We start from the raw sequence: 22,393 nt of genomic DNA on the forward strand, positions 1-22,393 counted from the left end.
AAGAAGCACGCCCTTTTCTTTGTATGCGAAACGTGCTCCTTCATAGTCGGTCCATTTACGGTGGTCCGGTAGAGACTCTCGCGCCAATTCACGAGTATATACGAAGGAATGCCATGTTCAATTATCTAACTAATGCGTCTATCTTACTTGATGCATCCCGTCACTTCAACTCATAATTCTACGAATCATGATTTTCCAATATTCTTTATATTTTGAATTCGGTTCTTGTTCGGCGTAAACTGCTTGCTCGAACAAGGCCGTCAAGCGCGTCATGTCGTTCGTTTCGTAATAGGCATCGACTTCTTTGGCAAGCTCCGACGGTGTACGCCCTTCGACTTTAAATCCGTTCGCGCGAAGTCGCTTCACTAAATAGCGATGCATCGATACGAGACTACCGTCTGTGAGCGGACGGCTCATCCACCAGACGTACATGATTTGCCGCTCAATGATTTTCCGGTTCCAAATGACAACGGCCACAAGGAAAAGAATGACAATCCACCCCCATACCGGGATACTGCGAGACTCTTCTTGTGCATCACCTGTTGTGACATCATCGATCAACAAATCTTCTTGTGGACGATTTTGCGCATTGTTGTCTTGCGTTGCCTGCGGATCATTCGTTGCCGGTGTCGTATCATCTGTATTCGTTTCCCGTTCCATCTGTAGTAAGTTCGCATCTGAGAAGCTGATCGTCGCCTCTAACGGGACCCAACCTGCTCCTTCGATAAAATACTCGACCCATGAATGGGCGTGACGGTTACGAATCGTATACTCTTCCTCACCTTGAACAACTCCTCGCGTATCACCCATTGTAAATCCTTTTACCCAACGTGTCGGGATTCCATTCGCACGTAATAAGACGGCTGCTGACGTAGAGAAGTTATCACAATATCCAATCTGCGTGTCGAACAAGAATTGGTCTACATAATCGGTTTCCCCTTCTGGTTGCGCGACATTTTCCGTATCGTATTGAAATTCTCCGTTTCGGAAATACGCTTCTACCGCTTCTGCTTTCTCATTTGGAGTTTCACTTTCAGCGGTAATCTCCGTAGCCAAGTCACGTACACGATCCGGTAAGGAATCCGGTAGTTGTAAATAGACCCGTTCTTCCTCTTCTGTCAGCGAGCTCACTTCTTCATTTAAAGCAAGCTGTTCTTCCGAGAAAGCTGGTACACTGTAGCGAAGTTGAATCGTTCGCGGTGTGGCTTGGTTTTCGTTTTCAAACACAATTTTCCCAGAAGGTTGAATTGTGATGGTCTCGTTCGGAAAAGCTTGTTCGATATCTCCGACCCGAAATTCAGTGCCTGACTCTGTTTCCGTCGCTTGAGGATACTCCCCCCCATACGGAACGAATGTTTGACGACGATCAAAGCGCAAAAGCGCCTGTTCCGGGGTTGTATCCACTTCAGAGTCGACCAATTGCCCACGATTATAGTTAGAATCTAAAACAGGTGCCTCAATCCAACCTTTTCCTGTATAGATGGCTTTTGATTCGATTCGCCAGTAACGAGCCGGGACGCCTCGCGCGATAAAGACAATGCTATCATCCTGTTCAAACGGACCGCCTAGCGCCTCATCGTTCACACCATATCCGACCCGACCTGGTCCGTTCCCATCACCTTCTGTTGTCGCATTTCGGAAACTCGTTGTGATGCGGTCGGACCAATCTCCTTCCAATGTCGGGGAGGCACTCGCAAGCGCAACGACGACACTGAGTAGCAAGCCGATGCTGACAAAGCGTACGAGCGATTGACTTGGTCGCTTCGCTAAATCCGTGACAAATAGTAATAGAAGTGACGTGACGATGGCATAAAGGATATTGCCCTCTCCATCATATAGTGTCCACGTATCGAAATAAGCCATGACACCGAGCGTTGAAACAATCATCCCAAGTGCGAATCCGTAACTCGGGTATGTTCGTCCAACAAGGATGGCAAATAGTAGACCGATGAGCGCCATTGCAGAGAAGAAAATCGCCTCGTTTGGTAACTCACCGCTTATGACGCCCATAAAATCTTCCATCCATATGCCAAACCAGTCGAAAATACTTCCGTGATAGACGTATAACACAACTAGGAAATTGAGAAGGGAGATTCCAAGAAATGCACCCCACGGAAGAAGACTGACGAACATCGGGACGATCAGAAGGAAATAAAACGGCCAACTTACATCGAACGTTGTACTTCCAACAATCGGCTCAATCCAAAAAGACAATAAATAGGCGGCGAGCGCTGTATATATGATTCGCGTGATCCATGTCTTCATCCCGTCACCTCATTTACCGCTGTGTACAGGTGATAACTGCCCTGCGTCTCATGCATGAGTTCACGAATCGAGGTCGTTTCAAACGGACTGATCAGAATCAAGTCCCCTGTTTGTTGAGGCAGGTTCTGTTTCACCCGCTCGACAAGACGCCCCTCCGCTTCTGGAGTCGCAGTCAACAGATAGTGTCCGACTTCTGCACTTTGATCCGGAAGATGGAACAGACGTACCTGTTCTTCAATGACATATAGTTCAAACGGCAAATTCTTTCGTTCCAACTGTCGAATCGCACCAACGAGCAAAGACAACGAACGTTCAAACGCCTCCTCATACCCGGCAGAGACAGCCGGTACGAATACGAGTGAAAGTTTCTTTTCTTGCTCTTGGTCAAATGTTTTTGTCATCAAGTTCCCTCGTCGAGCAGAAGCTTTCCAGTCAATCCGTCCAATTCGGTCCCCTGCCGCGTATTCACGGACACCGCTCGTCGTATTGGCCACTTCCGTGTAAGTACGCATTTGACGATATTGTTCGCCGCGTCCTCCGACATGTTCATCTCGAGGAAGGTCAAACGGAAGTTCGGCAGGTGACACTTCTACAACTGTCTCGATTCGCAACGTCCGCTTCCGATCAAATAAACCGAACACGTCGCGCACATGAAGAACCGTTCGGTCAAAGACATGAATCCCCCGCTTAATCGCATTGACCTCGTAATGGACCTCTTCGGCGCGTCGAAAGAAACGGTCTACCGGTACGATGATTGTCCTGTCTTCATCAATCAATCGTTGTGGCAATCGTTCTTCTAACGTCACCATTCCAATCAAAAAAGGATATTTTCGTTCGATTCGTAACTCGACGTCCATTGATTGACCCGAGACGAGACGTTTCGTCGTGACTCGTCGTGACACATTTGCCGCAGTGACCGGATAAATCATAAAGAGCGTCCAATAAACCGTCAACACCACGAACGACCACCATAATGTCGAAGCAACGATACTCCCTTCGATACGGGCAAATGCGTACAACCCGAATGCCGCCGCCCATACAACGAACAGCTTCATCCAGTTTTTCATACCTCGTTGACCTCACGATCCATCGGGACAGGCAACGTATCAAGCCAACCTTGAATCAATTGATTTGGTGTTTTTCCTTTATATCGCGCTTCAGCCGTTAACAAGATACGATGTCCGAGCACACTCGCCGCCATCGCCTTGACGTCATCCGGTAACACGAAGTCACGATTATGAATATACGCCCATGCCTGCGCCGCTTTCATCAACGCAAGCGTAGCTCGTGGACTGCCTCCTAAATACGTATGGGGATCCTTCCGTGACTCATGCACCAATCTTACGATGTATTGTTTGACGGCACTCGATACATGGACCTCTCTCACTTCACGTTGCATGAGTTCTACTTCTTGTTTTGTAATGACACTATGAAGCGCCTCAAGCGGCTCTTCCTTTTCAAAACGACTTAAGAGTGCGATTTCTTCATTGAATGTCGGATAACCCATCTCGATTTTGAGTAAGAAGCGGTCCAACTGTGCTTCCGGTAATGGATATGTCCCTTCATGCTCAATCGGGTTTTGTGTCGCCATGACGAAAAATGGTGAAGGTAACACTTTCAACTCACCGTCTACCGTTACACTCCGCTCGGCCATTGCCTCGAGAAGAGCGGACTGCGTTTTTGGTGAAGTTCGGTTAATCTCATCCGCCAAAATAATATTGCCCATGAGCGGTCCCGGACGATATTCGAACTCTCTCGTTTTTTGGTTATACATCGAGATTCCCGTCAAGTCTGACGGCAACATGTCTGGCGTGAATTGAATCCGTTTAAAATCTAAGTCGATTGCCCGGCTAAACGTACGAACGAGCATGGTCTTCCCGACGCCAGGTACGTCTTCTAAAAGAACATGCCCGCCTGCCAACAAGGCAGTCAGGCTCTTTGCGATGACTTCTTCTTTTCCGACAATCACAGTTTCAATGGCAGTTATAATCGATTGGACAGTTGGACGGTACATGACGGATTCCCCTTTTTCTCTGAATCTAGGATGACTTGAAGTTAGAATGTTCTGACTTTATTGTGACATAAGAGCGTTCCGAAATGAAAGAAATACTACATGCAAATACGCTCCTTATTCCTTTACCCAAAAAACGTGCTCGTTCTTTAGAAAAACGGGCACGTTTGTGGATTATTCAGGACGCTTCACATCAAAAAGTTCACCGAGTGTTGCATAACTATTCCCGGCCATACGGCTGACCGGCGCCAACTGTCTCGCATCGATTCGTCCATGTTCATATATTTCTCGCTCAATGTGAAAGCGGACAACCCTTGCAATCAACAAGTCTGCTGTCGTTTGTCCTTCATGTTCGATTGGTACATGTTGATGTAAGACGCACTCGAATCGAATTTTTGCTTCTTTGATCCCTGGAGTCGCAATCACGTCGCTCGGTTGAATTGTGAACGTTGTACGTGACAGTTCACTCTCATCAGCGTCAAGATTCGCAGCCGTCTCATTCACATCGTGAACATTCGTTTCGTCAACAACATGGATGACAAGTTCTTTAGTCGTGATTGCGTTTCGTGCTGTATCTTTCATCACGCCATTTTTTCGTTGAATAGAAACGGAAACGAGAGGCGGATTGGAAGCGACTACGTTGAAATAACTGAATGGAGCAGCGTTGATCACGTCCCCATTACGTGTCGTTACAAAGGCGATTGGTCGCGGCACAATACTGCCAATCAAAAACTTATACGCGTCTCGCTCAGTTAAGGCGGACGGTTCAATGGATAACATTTAGTCACACTCCTTGGTTTTTTATCTTAAATTCAAGATAATAATTATTGATGATCTTGTCAACGACTAGAAGATTCGGACGTGTATATTTCAATCATTTCGGGTAAATCGCTTTATGTGCTAGATATATACATTACGTAAGCAAATTAATTCAATTTCCTTTCCCTTTTTCATAAAATGCAGGACAAGGAAAAGATGACCTATCGTTTTTTATGTTCAAGGAAGGAAGTAGAACGAATGATCAGCAAGTGGATTGAACAACTAAACAGTCGTCAAATACTCAGTATTTTATATAGCGTATGCGGATTTAGTATTATTTTGACTTTAATCGGGGTTTGGTTTATTCGAGATGAAAATGTATCCTCATTCGAACTTACCGCCCTTCGATGGATTTGGATGATTGGTCTCATTATGTTTATCAGCGCCATTCTATTGATTGGTCGCCCACTCATCAAACGAATGGCCGATCAAAACAGTAGACTCAAAATGAAAAAAGAAAAGCTCGAAAACGTGATTAAAGAATCAAAGTTAAATGAAACGAACCTCCAATATCGTAATGAATTGATTGAAGTATTAGCGTCGAAAGAATCTTTATTTGATTACTCATCCGTCATCGAAAAAATTGTTTTACTCACAAAGTCTGAATTTGGTGCTTTGCTACTCACAAAAGACGGAGAAATCACATCTGTCGTACCAAAAGAAATGACGGAAGATCAGCAAGAGAGTCTTAAAAAGGAATCACTGCTCCTGAAACGTGTCATGATTTCTAAATCTCCTGCAGCTACGTCAAAACGGGTCGTCGATGCTTTGCACACCTATCCGTATTATATTTATGAAACGGTCATCCCGATTATGGACCCGTCAGATAACAGCCTGATTGGTTGCCTATATTTAGCTCGTTACGATGAACAATATGACGCAAGTGAAAAGTCTGAACTGAATGCGTTCGCTAGTCAGCTCGCCATTTCACTGCTTCGGATGCAGCTTTATCGTCAGATGCAACAAGATCGAAAAGAAACCGCTCAATTGATCAACTCCGTGCGCGAAGCCATTTTATACGTGAACTATGAAGACGACACTGTCGTTGGAAATCGCGCGTTTATTCGCATGTTTGACGACCTTCACTTTGACTACAAAGGGTATGAAGAGTTGTCAGCGATTGATATCGATATCGAGCAACTCGCAGAACGTGTGGATCAGCATGAACAATTCGTTCGTTACTTCGAACGCGTCTTTTTACAAGATACGCCCGAAGACGGACTTACAATTTCAATCGATCAAGGTGATTGTTTCATTCAGCTTTATGCCGAAAGCGTCTATCGTGATCGTCGACTTCGCGGAACGATGCTTGTGCTACGCGACGTCACTGCCGAGACCGAGGTAGATCGAATGAAGTCAGAGCTCGTTTCGACCGTATCACATGAGTTGCGAACGCCCCTTTCGTCAATCTATGGCTTTACGGAGCTCATGTTGTCACGTGATTTGAAAGAAAATCGCCGAGAGCTTTATCTAAAAACGATTCATGATGAGGCGAAGCGATTATCTTATCTCGTTAATGATTTCTTGGACCTTCAAAAAATGGAGTCTGGGAAACAAACGTTTGAATGGGAGCCGGTCGATTTGTATAAACTCGCTACTGACAGTGTAACGTTTTATCAAGAAACGACCGATCAACATGAATTGTTCATCGATGCCGATGCTGAAGAGAATTTTATAATCGATGCAGACTTAGAAGGAATGCGTCAGTTACTCGGAAACTTATTAAGTAACGCCATTAAGTACTCACCAGACGGGGGGAACATCCTCGTGTCACTCGAACGAGTAGACGAACAAGTCGTGATGAAGGTGCGAGATCACGGAATGGGTATTCCTAGCGCCTCACTCCCTCATCTCTTTGGAAAGTTTTATCGTGTCGACAACTCAGATCGTCGTAAAATCGGCGGTACTGGACTCGGGCTCGCAATCTGTAAGGAAATCGCTAAAGCACACGATGGTCAACTTCATGTGGAGTCGGTTTATGGGGAAGGAAGTACCTTCATCTGTGAGTTACCTACTTCAAAAGAGCACATCATGCAATAACACGGTCAATCCGACCGTGTTATTTTTGTCTCTTTTCAAAAACGAAAGGATTTCTTTTACAAAATATAGAAAACCATAAAAGTGAATTAAGAGTATAGATTGAGCCATACCCTATGTATTTATTTTTGCACGTTTTAAAGTGAAAACAAGATATACTGAATGTAAAGAGATTGTTAGATCGGAGGGCTTGCCATTGGATCATCGTGACCCACCTTTTTCAGAAATTGGAGACTTTAAACAATGGGGGCGTTTTGAAATCGATGTGCCTCACATAGGGGAGCAGGCGAAGTTCCAAACGGCTGCCGCATTAGTTCGAAAACATATTCCATTGCGACTTGGTGGATTTTATATTATTGCGAGCGAAGAGCAAATTTTGCACAGTGGCTCATATGAAGGAAATCTCCAAAAACACTTAATTCATTTATTGCAGCAAGTCCATAACGGTCATTTAACAGATGAGCGTCTTGTTCAAGAACAAGTCTGGACGGTGCATTATTTTACAACGCCATAAAAAAGAACTCGAAATCGGTACGCTTACTGATTTCGAGTTCTTTTTTATTTATTCCCAGCGTGACATCATCGAGATTGTTTTCTCGTAATATTCCGTAGCTAGTTTATATTTACCTGTGTTTCTTAATTCTCTTGATAACCACAACGCGTATTTATGCGTATAGTATTCATCGTACGCTTCAAAATAATCCACTGCTTTTTTTAAACTTTCAATAAATGCGTTGTGATCTTCAAATTTATACTTATTCAAGTAAATATCAAAATGATAACGAAATTCTACCAAATCTTCTTCGTTTCCTTTTAACTCATAACCCGTTTCTAACCATTTCATGATTCCTTCGATATTTTGTTGTGCCACATTTACCTCAAGAAGTGACATGACACTAAATAATTTACTTTTTGTATCCTCTTTTAAATGAAAACCATCAAGGAAGTATTTTTGAGCTTTTTCTTGGTCCCCAATAAGAAAATGAATATCTCCTATGTTATTATACAGCATCCCAAAATAATTATTTAATCTCGCGGTCTCAGCGACTTTTGCAGCTTTTTCATAGTGTTCAAGAGCTGTAGTGTAACGTTTACGACGCTTAAATGAAAGACCAATAATCATGTGTGACTCGATGATTCTTTCTAAACAAAAATTGTCCTGAAAATATCCTAATGAAGCTCGTACATTTTCAATAGCTTGCAAATAATCAGTAAATCGATGATGTAAGGCACCGATGATGTAATGCATGTCTGCAAGTTCCCAATCGGGCATATTAGTATTTTTCAACCTTTGCCCAACTTGTTCTAATAAATCTATTGTCGTTTCCCGATCGGCTGTTTGATATTGAAACATATACAGACAGTGTAAAATGTCATATCTTAATCTATTATCAAAGTCTAATTGATCCGCAATCCATCCTACTTCAATCAAATAGTTTGTATTACCTTTCGGCATCATACCAAATCGGGCCAATGTCACCATTAACGTCATATATAACTCTTTTGATTGTAGTACTACGGGATTCGTTTTATATCCTTCTATTCGTTGTATATAGTTTTCATCTTTCCGAGACAAAATTGCTTCTTTTAATATTTCTCTGATTTCAAACTTTATCTCATGTACTTTCTCGCTAAAATCGTAATAAAGGGGGATGTCTATTTCTAATCTTTCAAAGATTAACTCTAATACGGTTTCACTTGGAGTAGTTTGATTGTTCTCGATTTTACTTAAATAGGAAATAGAGCATATACCTCTAGCGAGAACGGACTGCTTCATATTTTTTCTCATACGCTCTACTTTAATAACGTTTCCATAATTATGCTCCATATCAATTAGTAACTCCCTTAGTACTAAAGTATTTTAAGTTTCTTTAATAATAGGCTTTTTGTCACGTATTGAAGAAACTGATTAGAAAAAGGTCTAAATAAAGGTACTTTTTGGCGACAATTTTCCCAACCTATTCGTCCCCTTCATTATTAGAAAGCATGATAATATTGAACTAGTTAATAAAGTTCAACCAATGAATTAGTATTTTTTTACTAGTTAAATAATGTTTATCATAAGAATTAAGGGGTGAAATCACAAATGGGAAAATTAAGTTTCTTACTAGCTGAAGACTACATTAAACCCAAAATCTACTTCAAGTCAAAACAAGCTTCAACTATAAATGATATATTTACTTCAGAAGACAAAGGGTGCTTTTCAGGTTTAGAAAACCTAACCCACTTGTTGAATGCTCCTAGAGGCTTTATTGTAAACGCTTTTCAAATTGATTACTATCAATCTTTACCCCGACTTATCGCTAGATCTTTAAAAAAAACCCACTCCTTTAAAAAGCTATACATTTTAGGACCAGAACTATCTCTTTCTATTTTAAAAAGAAGTACTAAAACCATTTATGAAACGCAGTATAATGACTATGAGTATATTAATGTAGAGCAAGACACTGACTTCGTTACAAGCCAATGCAAAAAACTGATTCAAGAAGGTCATATTTTATACATCCTTCCTGAAACAAATGTTTGTTGGAAACCGCAACATAAAACCGATTCTGCTGATCTTTCTCATTCACTTTGCAGCACATTATTGAGCCAACAACTACAAGTCCCTATCTTAGCAACGGCTCATGAGAATGGATCTGATAAGATTATAATTTTTCCATCAGACTCTCCTGATTCATATAGTGGTGAGCTAGAAAGTCGTGTCTATGAACAATCCGAAGCTTTATGTCACTTACTGGAATCTACAAAAATATAATTCACATGCACCTTCAAACACACTAGGAATTACAGCTTCATCAAATAAACAACTAATCTAATGGAGGTTATTCAAATGAAAAAAATTACAGGAGTATTATTCTTAGCAACGGCTGTTTTACTTTTAGGAAGCACAGTGAAACCGTTGGCTGATGAAATGCCACGTATCGGGAAAGTCGAGCAACCAATTAAATCATATGCAGATGAGATGCCACGCATTGGTAAGGTGGAACAACCAGTAAAATCATATGCAGACGAAATGCCACGCATCGGTAAAGTTGATGCTCCCGTCATTCTCTTTGCAGATGAAATGCCGCGCATTGGGTAATTCATTTAAAAGTTTTAATTAGGAATCAAAACTTCTCTCAAAGACGCCTCGTGCGTCTTTTTTATTTGTAATAGTCCTTTATATTTCAAAAAAAGATAAATAAATTAAATATTAATGCCCATTTTTTTCTTTATTATCTATATAATAATAGTGATTTGTTGATCGAATAATGAAAAGTTCAACTATTATTCTGCAAAGGAGTCACTATTTTGAAAATGTTAAAGTCTAAATTACATACAAAATTGTTTATCAGCTCGACACTCATCGTCTCGGCTGTTACATTTACACCATTTGATTTCCAATCTCCATCTTCTCTTAATCATCGTGTTGAAGCAGCAACGAAATATTACACAACGACAGTCAATTTAAATCTTCGTAAGATGGCATCGACTTCGGGAACGATTTTGACGACGATTCCTTCTGGAAAAACCGTCACGTATATCAGTACATACGGATCATGGTATCGTGTTTCCTATAACGGAACTGTCGGATATGTGTCTTCTCAATATCTTAAAACATATCAGCCGACCACTGTGAAAACCTACACGACAACAGCAAATTTGAATCTTCGTAAAATGGCATCGACTTCAGGCACGATTTTAACGACGATTCCGAGTGGAAAAGAAGTGATTTATCTCAGTACATATGGCTCGTGGTATCGCGTGTCTTACAACGGAACAATTGGGTATGTGTCTTCCCAGTATGTCAAAGTCACATCTTCCTCTACGATTACGCCAGATTCAACAGCAACCTACTATACTACCGCAAACTTGAATCTTCGCAAGATGGCATCGACTTCAGGTACGATTTTACTAACCATTCCTTCAGGCAGTGCTGTGACGTATCTGAGCACGTATGGTTCTTGGTATCGCGTTACTTATAAAGGTGTCACGGGCTATGTTTCTTCCCAGTATGTAACAACATCTAGCGGAGGGGATACGGATACGTCTCAAAAAACGGTCGTTATCGATGCGGGGCATGGTGGGAATGACCCTGGTGCTGTATATGGATCGGTATACGAGAAAGTCATTGCTCTTGATATGGCGAAGCGATTAATGAGCACGTTGACGAACACCTATGACTACAACGTCAAATTGACCCGCTCGACCGATACGTATCTTTCCTTATCAGAACGCGTCTCATTGAGTAAATCATATAAAGCGGATGTTTTCGTTAGTCTCCATGCAAACTCATCTGTGTACAGCTCTGCACATGGACATGAGGTGCTCGTGCCGACAACGGAAAGCTACACGACAAATCCATACGTTTCTGCGAGTCGATCGCTTGGTTCTTCGATTAATCAAGAGATTGGTTCACGTATTTCGGCCGTTCAAAACCGTGGCGTAAAATACCAAAATGTATATGTTGTCGGAAAAAATGTCGTTCCTTCTACACTTGTGGAGTATGGCTTTATCAGTAACTCAAATGATCGTGCCTATTTGACGAATGCGACGAACCGCCAACAGATGGCGAATGCGACAGCGACCGGTATTCATCAGTTCATGCGTTCTTATTATTAACAAATAAGGAACTTAGCTTTCATCGCTAAGTTCCTTATTTTATGTTCACTTCCCATATCATGTGGGGTGCACCAGGACCCCAGTAATGGTCGAGAATCAATGAAGGTTCACCCAATTGTTTTTGCCAATAGGTCTGAGCACTGGGAAAGCCCGCATCTAAGTAGAAGACGTGTTGCTTTCTCGCAAGGATTTCTCGTTTCATTTCTTCTAATAGAAAATACCCGACTCCTTGACGCTGCATACGAGGAAGAACGTAGACGCTCCCGAGTTCGATGGCACCACGCTTTATTTCCAAGTTGCCCGATATAATATCGTTTGGAGGTAACAAGGCTCCTGCTCCAATAAGGATTCCTTCGCGCTCAACCACATACAATTGAACATGATCGTCGTCAAAATGATCCTGAATGGTCGTATTTAGGCGTACCACTTCTTCATCAAGCAAATCAGCGTCTTCAAAACGTTCTCGTCGAATCAAGTCACTCAAACTCTCCATAAATAAGCGTTGCAAAGATTTTACGTCTGATTGTTCGAGTGCGCGAAAGTTCAAGACGTCCACTTCCTTTTCTCTTTTTTGTTTTTACTCTTTACCCTCGCGAATCCGATGCATAACACTCGGGTAAGATGGGATCATTTCTTCGAGTGGCTCGTAATTCAACTTCCCATAGGTTTTCCATAACACTAAAATCGCTACGGTCCATAACGTGATCATTAAATGAATCAAGCCAATCGGATACCCTTCTTCTGCTTCGAAGCCTACCATCACGAACATGACGTTGAACATCGTATGCATGAGAAATGCGGACCACAAATTGCGCGATGATCCATTGTATACCCAGCTAATCAGAATCGAATAGGCCATGACAGACAACCCATATGCCCAAAACGGCATATTTGCCTGACCGGTACCAGCCATAAGAAAGAGCGGTGTATGCCAAATCGCCCAAATTCCCCCTAGCACTAAACTTGCCAATAATGGGGACAATCTCGACTGCAACGCATCAAGCAAATAACCTCGCCAGCCGTATTCTTCTTGTAGCGTCCCACCGAGGAAGAGCATATATAAAAAGTAAGGAGCAATCCACCACGGTTCACGAGCGATTAACGCACCACTCCGGTCCGTCCACCAATACGCGACAAGGAATATGAATGGAATCAATCCGAACGGGATTGCGTACGTTTTCCAATTCATTCTCACTTGAATACTTTTTTGAAGAATATGCCTGACCCCTGCTACACCTCGAAGTCGATACATCGTCAACACACCGGAAAGACTCGGTCCAAACGCTCCGATAATGACGATTGCCATAATCGGTAAATCGGTCCACCAATAGAGGCTCGCCCAGACAATCCATGAATAGCTGAACGCAATCAATAAAAAGTAAAGAATGTATTTGTTTTTATACATCGTCAGCACCCCTTCAGCAACTTAGTACCCGTTATTTAACGCAAAGAATAGCATTTCAATATTTTTATATGTAATTGACACGATTCCGCATATAATAAACTGAACGTACTACAAATAAACCCTACGAGGTATGGATACTATGGAAGAGATTAGCACACAGACCATGAGTCACAACGGATTTCTAATGACGCTCGCCTTTATCATCGCTAGCGTATCTGCCTTAATGGCACTCGAGTTAGCGAAACGGGTCACGGGAGGATCGACCTCATCCAACCGAATTTGGATCTTGTTTGGCGGCACTATATTAGGACTTGGAATCTGGTCCATGCATTTTGTCGCCATGCTTGGTCATGCTTCTCTGCACGAAAGTACTTATTCCATCTGGCTCATTATCGGATCTATGATGCCTGCAATTGTTGGATGTATTCTGTCATTCGGATTAATTGCGCGTAACACGACATGGATGACATTGCTTCAGTCTTCCGGGTTGATGGGATTGGGCATTGTCAGTATGCATTATATCGGGACTGCAGCCATTCAAGGCGTTCAACTGACTTTCGACTATCTTTGGGTTCTCTTATCACTCGGCATCGCATGGGGAGCCTCGCTTCTTGCTTTATGGGTAGGTTTCTTTTCTTCCTACTCGACAACACGCGTCACCTTTTCCGTGAAGCTGATGTTCTCACTATTAATGGGAGCAGCCATTTTTAGTATGCATGTCGTTGGGATGAAAGCCACGACGATTACACCAGACGGTTCCGTAATGAGTCGAATCCCAATCGACCCGACTATACTTGCTTGGCTCGTCACGGGCATCGTGTTCCTCTTGTTCGGGATGTACTTTATCGCTTATACGTTAGATCAACAAATTCAGAAACGTGACCTCTTTCAAGCGACCATATTAGAATCGACGACGGATGCCGTAGTGACGACGACAAACGATGGGGAAATCCAATATCAAAATCGAGCGTTCGTTCACTTATTCGAGGGACATCCGATAGAACCTTTTTTTCAAGACTATCATCCGTCGTTATCGGCTCAACAACTGTTCTACCAACCGATTCAGATTGAGACAAATGATCGAGTGTTAGAAGTAACATCGTATCCGCTCCAAGATGGTTCGAATCATCAAGTACTTTGGTTCATCCGAGATGTGACGAAAACGGTAGCTTCACAGCGCTTAGTCGAACATATGGCGTTCCATGATGCATTGACCGATTTGCCAAACCGTCATAAACTCGATTCGCTTCTTCAAGAGAGCATCTCACAAGAGCGTTCTGTTGCCTGCTTGTATATCGATGTGAACCGCTGGCGTTTTTTAAGTGATATTCTTGGTCATCATGGAGCTGATGAATTAATCATCCAAGTCGCTGATCGTCTGCGACTTACGATTCATCCAGATGACGTGCTGACGCGAATCGGACCATCCGAGTTCATCATTTTATTATTCGCTCAACGCAGCTCGCTCGCTCATCAAAAAGCTGAAAAATGTATGAAAGCCATCTCCTCTACGTTTGATGTCGACGGGACGACAATCGAACTAACGATGAGTGCAGGAATTAGTCATTATCCAAAAGATACACATTCTCCGAATGAACTGATTCAGTTCGCTCGTCTAGCTGCGCACGAATCAAAAAGGGACGGGAAGAATAAGATCAAGACGTTTGAAGAATCGTCACGTCCTCAAATTTTACGCAATATCGAGATTGAAAAAGCGCTCGTCACCGCATTAAGTAAAGATGAACTCACACTCGTCTATCAACCAAAAATTGATTTGAAGCGGAATCGATTAGAAGGTGTCGAAGCGTTACTTCGTTGGCATCATCCCCGCATCGGAAACATCGCGCCTTCTGACTTTATCCCGATTGCCGAGAACACAGGGTTGATTCATTCAATCGGCAATTGGGTGATTCGGGAAGGCTGTCGTACTTGGGTGCGCTGGCAACGGAGTGGGATTGATCCATTCACGCTATCTCTCAACGTCTCACCGCTTCAATTTGCACGTGAAGATTTCGTTGATACCTTGCGATCCATTCTTTTAGAAACCGGGATGGACCCCATGTATCTAGAATTAGAAGTGACAGAGTCCTCGATGCTCTCTTACGAAGCCTCAACCCGTGAAAAATTGACACAGTTGCATCAATTAGGGATTCTCATTTCCCTTGACGATTTTGGTACGGGTTATTCTTCGTTCAGTCAACTTCGAGAACTTCCGGTGCAAGTACTTAAAATCGATCGGTCGTTCATCGTGAACTTGTTTACCGACCGTAATCAAGAGGCCATCGTTCGCTCGATGATTCAACTCGGTCACAATTTGGGCATGAAAGTTCTGATGGAAGGTGTCGAAACATCCGCACAATTGGAATGGCTTCTAAAAGAGTCATGCGATTTTGTTCAAGGGTATTATTTTAGTCGCCCGTTAGCCGAGACAGACGTTCCACTTCACGTAAAACAAACAACGACCTATCTCGAATTTGGGAAACACTAAAAAAACCGCTTCTGTCACCTGACAGAAGCGGTTTTTGGTTAAGACACGCGTTCTTTCTCTTCTTCCCGAATCAAATGATATTGGTCGAGAATCAATTGCGTCAATGTGTCTCCCTCATGGAGCTGCAAATATTTTTCAATCGTTGATGAGATGCCGTGCTCTTCAATCGACAAATTGAGTTCTGACGATTCCGAATCCTCCGGGTTGTGATAATGGAGGGCCGCTGCAATCCCGTAAGCGAGTTCGTTCGGCTCGATCCCATTATCCATCAACTCACGCGCTGGTTTGACGAGACGGTCGCTCGGTCCAAGTTTACGAATCGGCGAACGTGCCACTCGTGACACTTCATCCTTCAATTTTGGATTCTCAAAACGCTTGATAATTTTTTGGATGTATTGGCTATGCTCTTTCGCCTCGAAGCCATATTTCTCAAGCAATAACCAACCTGTCTCATACAAGGCGCCTTGAACGACTTGACGTACGCGGCGATCTTGTAGCGCCTCGTCAATCGTCGCCTTCCCGAACAACGAACCGATGTAAGAAGCGATGGCGTGCCCTGTATTGACCGTGAACAATTTACGTTCAATGTACGGTCCGATTTCCTCGACCCAAGTCACACCTTGAATCGGTGGTTGCTCGTTCAGTCCTTGCGTCTCAATGACCCATTCATAGAACGTCTCGACTTCCACGTAAAGTGGGTCTTCATGCTGTTGAAGGGGAACGATACGGTCGACCGCCGCATTCGGGAAGAAGACGTTCGCCTCCCCGACACCGCCACGTGCATCTACTTCTTGACGAAGAATGGCACTCCCACCAATCATGTTCTCACATGCGATGACATAGACCGGCGCGTCCTCAACTTCACGCGCACGGAGACCTTCACTGATCAATGGCGCTACTTTTGAAAGAAGTGAGGGTCCGACAGCCGTCGTCACGAGATCCGCTTCTGCAATCAAAGCCGCGACACGGGCTGGCTCTTTCAAACTGTTGACCCCGCGTACTCGGTCGACGACGATTCGATCGACACCGTCTTCCGCGAACCCGACCTCATAGTGACGTTTTGCTTCGAGTGCTTCGATGACCGTGTCGTTAATGTCGACGAACGTCACCTCATAACCACTTTGATTGAGCAACAATCCGATAAATCCGCGTCCGATGTTTCCTGCTCCAAAATGAACAGCTTTCATTTATGCCACCTCTTCCATGAAGAGCGCCAAGATTTCTTCTTTCGTCTTCGCCTGAACAAGACGCTCCACGTTTTCTTCGTCCGAGCAGAGAATCGCGATTTGCGAAAGGAGCTCTAAATGTTCATCATTCACGCCCGCAATCCCGATGACGAGTTTAGCCGTCTGTCCACCAAAGTCGACACCGTCCGGCACTTGCAGGAACGAGATTCCCGTCTTCTGAACCGCTGATTTCGCCGCTTCTGTACCGTGTGGAATGGCTACGTGATTTCCGATATAGACGTTTGCGATCGCTTGACGTTCATGCATCGCTTCTACATACTCCTGCGTCACACAGCCGGCGTCTTGTAAGACTGCCCCGGCTGCTGTGATTGCTTCCTCTGTCGTTGCGAATGTTTGGTTAAGTCGAATCATCTCTGTTTGAATGAATGGCATTTTAATTTCCTCCTAATAGCTAAACCGTATCTCTATCTGTTCTGTGTTCAAGAAATTTTGCTGCGTTCTGCTTTAATTTCTTCTACCAATTGATCATAGTAATCGGCGTTCAAGAAGTTTGTGACCGAACGATGAATCGCATTCGGTGCTTGCGCTTCTGCGCGCTCTGTTAAGTCTTCATGCGTAATGACAAACTGCGCATCTTTCGGCAAGTTGCTGATCGACGTGTTCGTCACTTTGATTGGTAAGTTAGCTTTATTGACCTTGTTCCGTAGAACCGAGGCCCCCATCGCACTTGACCCCATTCCTGCATCACATGCGAAGATGATGTGATCGACTTTATCAAGGCGATCTGTCACGAGAGCGGATGCGTAAGACTGTTTACCTTTCATCGCGCTCACGTTTTGTGTCGCTTCTTCGAGTGATACTTCCTCTGCTGCGCTCGATTTCAAGATGACACTCGCCACAGCAAATGTGACCGCTGCCGATAAGAAAATCCCTGCCACGAGTCCGAGGTATGAACCGCGTGATGCCATCGCTAGAATAGCGAAGATACTACCTGGTGAAGCTGGTGCGACGAGACCGACATCAAAGAGTACGAATGTGAAGATCCCTGTTGCGCCCCCTGCGATCATCGCAAGAATCAAAATTGGCTTCATCAACACGTATGGGAAGTAAATCTCATGAATCCCACCGAGGAAGTGAATGATTGCTGCACCAGGTGCTGTACGTTTCGCTGCACCTTTGGCGAAGAACATGTATGCGAGAAGTAATCCAAGACCTGGCCCTGGGTTCGCCTCAAGTAAGAAGAGAACTGACTTTCCAGCCTCAGCCACTTGATCGACACCGAGTGGACTTAAGATCCCGTGGTTGATGGCGTTGTTCAAGAAGAGAACTTTTGCTGGTTCAATGAACAAGCTCGCCACTGGAAGTAATTTCGCGCCGACGATCCAGTCAACACCTGCCGCCATCACTTTATCGAGGGCACTCATGATTGGACCGAAGATTTCGAATCCTCCAAGCATGAGAAGTCCACCGATAATCCCGACCGAGAAGTTGTTGACGAGCATTTCGAATCCTGCTTTGACTTTGCCTTCAAGGGCACGGTCGACTTGGCGGATGATGTAACCACCGAGTGGACCCATGATCATCGCTCCGAGGAACATCGGAATGTCTGTCCCGACGATGACCCCCATCGTGGCGAGCGCCCCGACGACACCGCCTCGTACGTCATGAAGTAATTTACCACCCGTGAAACCGATGAGTAATGGTAAGAGATAGGTGATTGTTGGACCAACGAGTTCTGCTAAGTTTTCGTTTGGCCACCATCCTGTCGGAATGAAGAGTGCTGTGATAATCCCCCATGCAATGAAGGCACCGATGTTCGGCATGACCATCCCACTGAGGAAACTACCGAATCGTTGTACTTTGACTCGGACCCCGCCCGAGCTCGCTTGCGTATTCGCCATGTATAAAACCTCCAGTCGTTTAAATGTGAAAGGTTGAATGTGTAGTGTAGCTAACCGGTTTGTGCTCTACACCTGTATTGTATGCCCAGAGTAAGCGCTTTCTCAATTCAATCCAGTTCACACTTTGGCAACATTTTGTGCCAAACAAAAAAATGACCATGGTTCGGTCATTTTTCGTACAACGTCTCATGAATCATTTTCTTCATGCATTCGTGCAACAATAAGCGAAGGTCCTCTTTCGCCCCCGTGCTGTATAAACGCATATGTTCCTCACTCTCAATGAGCGACCCACTGATCGCACTTAAAAATTGAAGTTCGACATCGCGCGCCTCTTCTGGTGCTAGGAGCACGAGAAGTCGCGTCACGGGTTCAGTCGATTGATCCATCATGAGAAGCGGGATTGAAGTCGTTAAATCAAATGCAAACACACTCGCTTTCTCAATCGAAGTATGTCGTCCATGGAAGAGTGCCAGTTTTGTACCTGGGACACCAAGACCCGCAACTTCGTGACGCCGGAGCAATTGCGCAGATAACTGAATTCCGCTTTGCACGAGATTTCGTTCCTCAAGGTGTGTTCCGATATCGACCAAGATATCCTCTAAACGGTCCGTATTGTTGAGTGTGACCAAATCAAACTGATCATCCATCCGCTCGAACGTCTCTACGAGTTCGCCAAGTTCGGCAAAATCGAGCATCGTCGATCTCGGCTTTGAAGTAACCGTTTGGAATGATTGCGGTAACGACAACAAGAGATGACGAACCCGTTGCACTTCCTCACTCGTCAACAACGGATTGACGATCAATGTAGGTACCGAGAGTGGTGGTAACGGCACCGTCGACAAGATGACATCATATTCCTCAAGTCGGTGCTGCTCTAATCCGAATAGAGACGAGTTGACGACGTCTTGCATCTCCGGGAACTCTTGACGTACCCGATTGACGAGCATCTTCGAAGAACCGAGTCCGGCCGAACAGACGACGAGCGCCCGATACTCACGACGCCGTACCGGTTTGACGAGTGCTGCCGCGAAGTGCATCGCCCAAAATACCGTCTCTTCCTCGGAGAACGTATTCGTCCCAAAGACGATGTCGGCAGCCTGTTGAATGGCCGAACGAAGTCCCGGATAGTCGCGGTCGATATGAGGTTTCACCGTACTCGTTTCCGGCAAAGCCTGCGTGTTCATACTCGACAAGATGTGCGCGAGCAGTCCACGTTCGAGCGCCGTGTCATCCGTAAAGGTAAACCCGTAAATGAGCGAGACGTGATGAATTAGTTTATGCACCCGAATTTGCATGATCCACCGCTCTTCTTCATCTTCTTTCATTTGATCTTTAATCGAGCGAAGGCGATTCGCCTCCTCGGCAAACCAGACGCGTTCCGCCATCGAGTAAGTGATGCCAAGCGCTTCCTCCATGTCTGTCGCGACTTTCAGATAGTCCTCAGACCGGCCTTTCGTATACATCTCTAAAAAGAATCCGGACGCTAGCCGTGCTTGTTGCACACCATAGGCGAACGTGACCCGCATGATGGTACGGTCATCCATCCGCTCAAACGAGCGTGACTTCAAATAATCGTAACCGTCCCGAAGACCTTCCAGCATCTCTTCGCATGGTATGGTCTTCAAAAAGGCCGGAATGTAGTCATCTTCTCCACGAACGAAGCGGTAAAAGGCAAGTGTATCCCAGTGGGCAAGTAGCGCGTTGATCAGTAGCTTACGTTTCTCTGACTCATAGCCGAGCACTCTGGCACCGACGCCTTTTTTCCGTTCGACTTCTAAATGATACTCTTCGAACCATCGATCCAACTTCTCCAAATCTTGCGTCAATGTACTCGGAGAGACGTGCATCTGTTTGGCGACAGCCTGCAATTTGAGCGTATCACTCTCGAACAAAAGGCGCCACGCCAGCTCAAATAAGCGGTCCTCGCTCGTCGGGATCGCTTCTGCGGATAAGATGAGGTCTTCTCGTAACTGTTGCTTCGCAGACGGTTTGCCGACAAGGCTTAGTCCATGCCCGCGTTGCCAAGCGAGCTCGAGCTCGAACTCTTTTAAGATGCCTTCAAGTAATTGTCGTTCTCGTTGAATCGTACGTTCAGACAAATTCACCGCCTGCGCGATTTCGGCGAGCGGTGTCGATGTCTCAGTTGCTAATAAGTGTAGTAAAATCGACCGTTCTCTCGCGGTCCACTCATGTCTCATGCTCATCCATCCATTCTTCGACAAGTAGTCGGTATTCCTCGAGCGACAGGAGTTGTCGGACTGACCGGACACGTGCGGTCGGATGGGTAACGGGAGTCGCCCCTTCCTGATAGAGAATCAAATCCACCTCATTCGGGATGTTTTGAATCGTTCCGTGCGTAATCGTACAAGACAAGCGCCCCTCGCTTGCCTGTGCGAACAACTTCGCCGCCATCGCACTCGTTACAAATCCGCTATGGCAAGCAATGTATACGTTCATGTCAGCCCTTCTTTCGTCGCTTATCTTTATCTAATCATAAGTTGGAACCGCTTACTTCTCCTACTATTTTGCTTGTTGGCAAAGATATCGGCAAGGAGTAAAAAGCACCTCTCCTGTAGAAAGGTGCTTTACAATATGTTTAGTTTATTCCACCGTCACCGACTTCGCCAAGTTACGTGGCTTGTCGACGTCACAACCACGGGCGAGTGCCGCATAATATGCCATGAGTTGCACCGGTAAGACATTGATGAGTGGTGCTAAGAGTGGCTCAACATGTGGCAAGATGAAGTCATCATTCTCATGTTCGACGCCTTGCATGGAAATGATACAAGCGTTCGCGCCACGGGCGACGACCTCTTTGACGTTCCCGCGGATGTTCAAGTTCGTCTTCGGTTGCGAGATGAGCGCGATGACCGGTGTCCCATCTTCAATCAAGGCGATTGATCCGTGCTTCAGTTCCCCACCTGAGTACCCTTCCGCTTGAATATACGAAATCTCCTTCACCTTGAGTGCCCCTTCGAGACAGACCGACGCATCGAGTCCACGTCCGATGAAGAACGTATTTGGTGTCGTCTTCAAATAACGTTCCGCGAGATCCTCGAACAGTTCTTTTTGTGCCATGATCGAATCCATGATTGTCGCAACACGAGCGAGTTCCGGCATGAGATTGAACGGCAACTCTTTCCCCGTCGCACGGGCGATGTCGTATGCGAGAATCGCGAGGACGGCAATCTGTGCCGTGTACGCTTTCGTCGACGCGACGGCAATCTCCGGTCCTGCGTGGAGGAGCATCGTCTCGTTCGCTTCACGCGACAGTGTCGATCCTGGAACGTTCGTCATCGTTAGTGCTTTGTATCCGCGTTTCTTCACTTCGACGAGGACCGCACGACTGTCCGCCGTCTCACCAGATTGGGATAAGAAGACAAATAACGGACGTTCACTTAGGAGCGGCATGTTATAGCCAAATTCAGACGAGATGTGTACTTCTGTCGGAATGCCGGCAATGCGTTCTAAAATGTCTTTCCCGACGAGGCCGGCGTTATAGCTCGTCCCACATGCGACGATATAGACACGGTCTGCTTCCGAGACGAGCTCGCGTACGCCGTCCGTGAGTTCGATGTCACCGTTTTCGTTCTGGTAGTGCTGGATGATGTTGCGGATGACGGCCGGCTGCTCGTCCATCTCCTTCAACATGTAGTGCGCGTACGTGCCCTTCTC

At 45.0% G+C, this 22,393-nt stretch carries 19 protein-coding genes and 1 riboswitch; of the genes, 6 read left to right on the forward strand and 13 right to left on the reverse strand.

Features of this window, described 5'->3' with window-relative positions; genetic code table 11:
* Positions 1–23 precede the first annotated feature (23 nt).
* Positions 24–124, reverse strand: a riboswitch (purine riboswitch).
* A 41-nt stretch (positions 125–165) separates the two neighbouring features.
* The 4 genes from KNO86_RS14100 to KNO86_RS14115 form a co-directional block, all read right to left on the reverse strand.
* Positions 166–2,265, reverse strand: coding sequence for a transglutaminase domain-containing protein (locus tag KNO86_RS14100; protein WP_214697252.1), 2,100 nt, complete (start codon positions 2,263–2,265; stop codon positions 166–168).
* Positions 2,262–3,332 (reverse strand): DUF58 domain-containing protein, encoded by a 1,071-nt coding sequence (locus KNO86_RS14105; RefSeq protein ID WP_214697254.1) that lies wholly within the window; start codon positions 3,330–3,332, stop codon positions 2,262–2,264. The genes KNO86_RS14100 and KNO86_RS14105 overlap by 4 nt, the downstream gene beginning before the upstream one ends.
* Positions 3,329–4,279, reverse strand: coding sequence for an AAA family ATPase (locus KNO86_RS14110; RefSeq protein ID WP_214697256.1), 951 nt, complete (start codon positions 4,277–4,279; stop codon positions 3,329–3,331). Before KNO86_RS14110 ends, KNO86_RS14105 begins: the two co-directional genes overlap by 4 nt.
* A 171-nt stretch (positions 4,280–4,450) precedes the next feature.
* Complete coding sequence (locus tag KNO86_RS14115) at positions 4,451–5,056, reverse strand: flavin reductase family protein (RefSeq protein WP_214697258.1); 606 nt, start codon at positions 5,054–5,056, stop codon at positions 4,451–4,453.
* Between the two features lie 237 nt (positions 5,057–5,293).
* On the opposite strand from KNO86_RS14115, the gene KNO86_RS14120 reads away from it, so the two are divergent.
* Both KNO86_RS14120 and KNO86_RS14125 read left to right on the forward strand, forming a co-directional pair.
* Positions 5,294–7,135 (forward strand): ATP-binding protein, encoded by a 1,842-nt coding sequence (locus KNO86_RS14120; protein WP_214697260.1) that lies wholly within the window; start codon positions 5,294–5,296, stop codon positions 7,133–7,135.
* A 193-nt stretch (positions 7,136–7,328) separates the two neighbouring features.
* Entirely contained in the window at positions 7,329–7,646 is a 318-nt protein-coding gene (locus KNO86_RS14125; protein ID WP_214697262.1) for a hypothetical protein, read from the forward strand.
* Between the two features lie 48 nt (positions 7,647–7,694).
* Here KNO86_RS14125 and KNO86_RS14130 read toward each other — a convergent pair whose 3' ends face one another.
* Complete coding sequence (locus tag KNO86_RS14130) at positions 7,695–8,960, reverse strand: helix-turn-helix domain-containing protein (protein WP_214697264.1); 1,266 nt, start codon at positions 8,958–8,960, stop codon at positions 7,695–7,697.
* A 258-nt stretch (positions 8,961–9,218) separates the two neighbouring features.
* Here KNO86_RS14130 and KNO86_RS14135 point away from each other — a divergent pair, with 258 nt between their 5' ends.
* The 3 genes from KNO86_RS14135 (at position 9,219) to KNO86_RS14145 (ending at position 11,737) form a co-directional block, all read left to right on the forward strand.
* The gene (locus tag KNO86_RS14135; protein WP_214697265.1) at positions 9,219–9,890 is read left to right on the forward strand and encodes a hypothetical protein; all 672 of its coding nucleotides are present in this window, start codon (positions 9,219–9,221) and stop codon (positions 9,888–9,890) included.
* A gap of 75 nt (positions 9,891–9,965) precedes the next feature.
* A complete protein-coding gene (locus tag KNO86_RS14140) occupies positions 9,966–10,217 on the forward strand; it encodes a hypothetical protein (RefSeq protein WP_214697267.1) in 252 nt (83 codons plus the stop codon).
* A 215-nt stretch (positions 10,218–10,432) separates the two neighbouring features.
* Positions 10,433–11,737, forward strand: a complete 1,305-nt coding sequence (locus tag KNO86_RS14145; RefSeq protein ID WP_214697286.1) for an N-acetylmuramoyl-L-alanine amidase family protein — start codon at positions 10,433–10,435, stop codon at positions 11,735–11,737.
* A gap of 34 nt (positions 11,738–11,771) precedes the next feature.
* Here the strand turns inward: KNO86_RS14145 and KNO86_RS14150 are convergent, their stop codons facing one another.
* Both KNO86_RS14150 and KNO86_RS14155 read right to left on the reverse strand, forming a co-directional pair.
* Positions 11,772–12,293 carry a GNAT family N-acetyltransferase gene (locus tag KNO86_RS14150; protein WP_353047697.1) on the reverse strand — a complete coding sequence of 174 codons (522 nt, stop codon included), beginning with the start codon at positions 12,291–12,293 and terminating at the stop codon, positions 11,772–11,774.
* Positions 12,294–12,314: 21 nt separating this feature from the next.
* Entirely contained in the window at positions 12,315–13,142 is an 828-nt protein-coding gene (locus KNO86_RS14155; RefSeq protein WP_214697271.1) for a CPBP family intramembrane glutamic endopeptidase, read from the reverse strand.
* A gap of 139 nt (positions 13,143–13,281) precedes the next feature.
* Between KNO86_RS14155 and KNO86_RS14160 the strand changes: the two genes are divergently transcribed.
* Entirely contained in the window at positions 13,282–15,630 is a 2,349-nt protein-coding gene (locus KNO86_RS14160; protein WP_214697273.1) for a bifunctional diguanylate cyclase/phosphodiesterase, read from the forward strand.
* Between the two features lie 38 nt (positions 15,631–15,668).
* Here the strand turns inward: KNO86_RS14160 and KNO86_RS14165 are convergent, their stop codons facing one another.
* The 6 genes from KNO86_RS14165 to glmS all read right to left on the reverse strand — a co-directional run.
* Positions 15,669–16,817 (reverse strand): mannitol-1-phosphate 5-dehydrogenase, encoded by a 1,149-nt coding sequence (locus tag KNO86_RS14165; protein ID WP_214697275.1) that lies wholly within the window; start codon positions 16,815–16,817, stop codon positions 15,669–15,671.
* Positions 16,818–17,249: a PTS mannitol transporter subunit IIA gene (locus KNO86_RS14170; protein WP_214697277.1), complete on the reverse strand. Its 432-nt coding sequence runs from the start codon at positions 17,247–17,249 to the stop codon at positions 16,818–16,820.
* Positions 17,250–17,296: 47 nt separating this feature from the next.
* Positions 17,297–18,718 (reverse strand): PTS mannitol transporter subunit IIBC, encoded by a 1,422-nt coding sequence (locus KNO86_RS14175; RefSeq protein ID WP_214697278.1) that lies wholly within the window; start codon positions 18,716–18,718, stop codon positions 17,297–17,299.
* A 167-nt stretch (positions 18,719–18,885) separates the two neighbouring features.
* Complete coding sequence (locus KNO86_RS14180) at positions 18,886–20,916, reverse strand: BglG family transcription antiterminator (protein ID WP_214697280.1); 2,031 nt, start codon at positions 20,914–20,916, stop codon at positions 18,886–18,888.
* Complete coding sequence (locus KNO86_RS14185; protein ID WP_074034712.1) at positions 20,906–21,175, reverse strand: PTS sugar transporter subunit IIB; 270 nt, start codon at positions 21,173–21,175, stop codon at positions 20,906–20,908. The genes KNO86_RS14180 and KNO86_RS14185 overlap by 11 nt, the downstream gene beginning before the upstream one ends.
* A gap of 144 nt (positions 21,176–21,319) precedes the next feature.
* A partial coding sequence (gene glmS / locus KNO86_RS14190) for a glutamine--fructose-6-phosphate transaminase (isomerizing) (protein WP_214697282.1) occupies positions 21,320–22,393 on the reverse strand: 1,074 nt, incomplete at its 5' end.

The organism is Exiguobacterium sp. s160 (genome assembly GCF_018617575.1).
Classification (GTDB): domain Bacteria; phylum Bacillota; class Bacilli; order Exiguobacteriales; family Exiguobacteriaceae; genus Exiguobacterium; species Exiguobacterium aestuarii_A.

Excerpts from the sequence above, each read along its gene's own strand:
- KNO86_RS14100 (WP_214697252.1), bottom strand. The coding sequence starts at position 2,265 with ATGAAGACATGGATCACGCGAATCATATATACAGCGCTCGCCGCCTAT.
- KNO86_RS14105 (WP_214697254.1), bottom strand. The coding sequence starts at position 3,332 with ATGAAAAACTGGATGAAGCTGTTCGTTGTATGGGCGGCGGCATTCGGG.
- KNO86_RS14110 (WP_214697256.1), bottom strand. The coding sequence starts at position 4,279 with ATGTACCGTCCAACTGTCCAATCGATTATAACTGCCATTGAAACTGTG.
- KNO86_RS14115 (WP_214697258.1), bottom strand. The coding sequence starts at position 5,056 with ATGTTATCCATTGAACCGTCCGCCTTAACTGAGCGAGACGCGTATAAG.
- KNO86_RS14120 (WP_214697260.1), top strand. The coding sequence starts at position 5,294 with ATGATCAGCAAGTGGATTGAACAACTAAACAGTCGTCAAATACTCAGT.
- KNO86_RS14130 (WP_214697264.1), bottom strand. The coding sequence starts at position 8,960 with ATGGAGCATAATTATGGAAACGTTATTAAAGTAGAGCGTATGAGAAAA.
- KNO86_RS14135 (WP_214697265.1), top strand. The coding sequence starts at position 9,219 with ATGGGAAAATTAAGTTTCTTACTAGCTGAAGACTACATTAAACCCAAA.
- KNO86_RS14140 (WP_214697267.1), top strand. The coding sequence starts at position 9,966 with ATGAAAAAAATTACAGGAGTATTATTCTTAGCAACGGCTGTTTTACTT.
- KNO86_RS14145 (WP_214697286.1), top strand. The coding sequence starts at position 10,433 with ATGTTAAAGTCTAAATTACATACAAAATTGTTTATCAGCTCGACACTC.
- KNO86_RS14155 (WP_214697271.1), bottom strand. The coding sequence starts at position 13,142 with ATGTATAAAAACAAATACATTCTTTACTTTTTATTGATTGCGTTCAGC.
- KNO86_RS14160 (WP_214697273.1), top strand. The coding sequence starts at position 13,282 with ATGGAAGAGATTAGCACACAGACCATGAGTCACAACGGATTTCTAATG.
- KNO86_RS14165 (WP_214697275.1), bottom strand. The coding sequence starts at position 16,817 with ATGAAAGCTGTTCATTTTGGAGCAGGAAACATCGGACGCGGATTTATC.
- KNO86_RS14170 (WP_214697277.1), bottom strand. The coding sequence starts at position 17,249 with ATGCCATTCATTCAAACAGAGATGATTCGACTTAACCAAACATTCGCA.
- KNO86_RS14175 (WP_214697278.1), bottom strand. The coding sequence starts at position 18,718 with ATGGCGAATACGCAAGCGAGCTCGGGCGGGGTCCGAGTCAAAGTACAA.
- KNO86_RS14180 (WP_214697280.1), bottom strand. The coding sequence starts at position 20,916 with ATGAGACATGAGTGGACCGCGAGAGAACGGTCGATTTTACTACACTTA.
- KNO86_RS14185 (WP_074034712.1), bottom strand. The coding sequence starts at position 21,175 with ATGAACGTATACATTGCTTGCCATAGCGGATTTGTAACGAGTGCGATG.